Here is a 1,711-nt window from a genome sequence, read left to right as displayed (position 1 = left end):
TGCTTGCAGGGGGCGTGAGTTTATGGCGTATTGCACGGATGCCCATCTTGATTGCGCTGGCGACTGCATTCCTCTCTTTTTTTGTACAGGAACATTATGGTGTGCAGGCCGTGGAAAATCATGGCGTCATCACCAAAAAATACTTTTCCAAACTGAGCGGCCAGGAACGGGTGGGCGCCAGCTGGACCAATCTCGCCGACGGATGGACCTGCCACATTCTCAAATATAATCTGCGCGCCAACAGCGGGCAAGATGTATATATGCATGCCATCCGCGAAAATACGTTGGAAGAAATACGGGCGAACCGTATTTATTGGGACGAAGACAGGCAGTGTTGGCTGCTGGAGAATGGGCGGTGGTCGACCTTTGATAAGGATAAACAATGGGAGGTGCTTACCCGACGCATAACGCAGGTTGAAGCGCCCTTCAAAGAATCACCGGCCGAATTGTTTGCCCTGAGTAAACCGGCGCAGACCAAAACAGCGGAAGAGCTCGCCCGGGATATTGTTCGTGCCGAACAACTGGGCATGCCTACCCGTGAGTATATAGTTAACTACCATGTGAAATTTGCGCAACCCGCCCTGTGCTTTGTGATCATTTGGCTCGGCATACCTTTTGCCATGCGTTTGCGGCGCGGAGGCGTCCTCATCGGATTTGGGGGCAGCGTCATTATCGCCGTTTGTTATTTAATGGTATTTGCCTTTGCCGTTGGTTTAGGCTATATGGGTGTCTGGCCGCCCTTGGTAGCCGCGTGGGCGGCAAATGTCGCTTTTTTAGTGGTTGGTGTGCCATTGTTCTGGTTGACACCTACATAATAATCAGGTCGTCAGTGGATAGTGACTGACAGGTAAAAATCTTGTTTCTATTTGTCGCTAAAATTTTACAAAGAGAATACTTGACACAAAGAGTGTTTCGTGCTAGAATACGCATTATAAGATGCTGTAGTTTTACCGGTAACCCTTCAGATAAACGGAGGTGGGTTCTATGATCTATGACGATATATTTGATGACGATCGCTCCAAGACAAATGATGACACCGGGGCAGACGATGTAAATGAGGACTCTGGTGGTCTGGGGAATTTACCGCCGCTAAGCGATTTTGATTCCCAAGAAGGCGCTAGTGATGCGGATGATTTATTGCCGCCCTTGGGCGATTTCGAATCGCGGGATTCAAGCATCGTGGAGGGTGATTCGGGTGACGAGATTCACTCACGCCCGCCCGTGGAGGATGTCCTTGCGAGCGGTGCCGGATTCGCTGATTTTGATGGAAGCAAATCCGAAGGCGTGGATTTTGGACTGACATCAGGCGGCTTCCAAGATCTGGCAGCGGACAGCGATTTCTCGCCCGAAACACCGGACATCGGACCCGGCCCGGATACCACATTGGACACGCCTATCTTTGATAGTGCCTTCGGTTCCAGTGACAGCGGTCTCATCGGCGGCCCTGCCGGAGCAGTTACCCAAGCTATGGAAACGCCCATGTTCGATGACTTCGGCGGCGGATCTGATTTTGATAGCCCCACCGGCATAACGCCCGTTCCTGATTTCGGTCCTGATACCGGCTTCGACAGCATGCAGCCCGATATGGTCGGCGCTCCCGTCGGACACGGCCCTTCAGGCCCGCCCCATATCAGCGGCTCCGGACCGGTTCCCCCCCGTAAAGGCGTGGGTCCCCTCTGGATCATTATTATTGGGTTGGTTTCTCTCGCGG

Annotated in this window: 2 protein-coding genes; both read left to right on the top strand. The window is 52.6% G+C overall.

The genetic code is table 11. The features are described from left to right. On the top strand, nucleotides 1-815 hold an 815-nt coding region (locus GX117_11110), incomplete at its 5' end, for a YjgP/YjgQ family permease (GenBank protein NLO33885.1). 169 nt (nucleotides 816-984) lie between these two features. Then, nucleotides 985-1,711 (top strand): hypothetical protein (locus tag GX117_11105; protein ID NLO33884.1); only part of this gene is annotated, 727 nt, incomplete at its 3' end.

This window comes from Candidatus Hydrogenedentota bacterium (assembly GCA_012523015.1).
Taxonomy (GTDB): Bacteria; Hydrogenedentota; Hydrogenedentia; order Hydrogenedentales; family CAITNO01; genus JAAYBJ01.
This window is presented reverse-complemented; position numbering and strand designations above follow the sequence as displayed.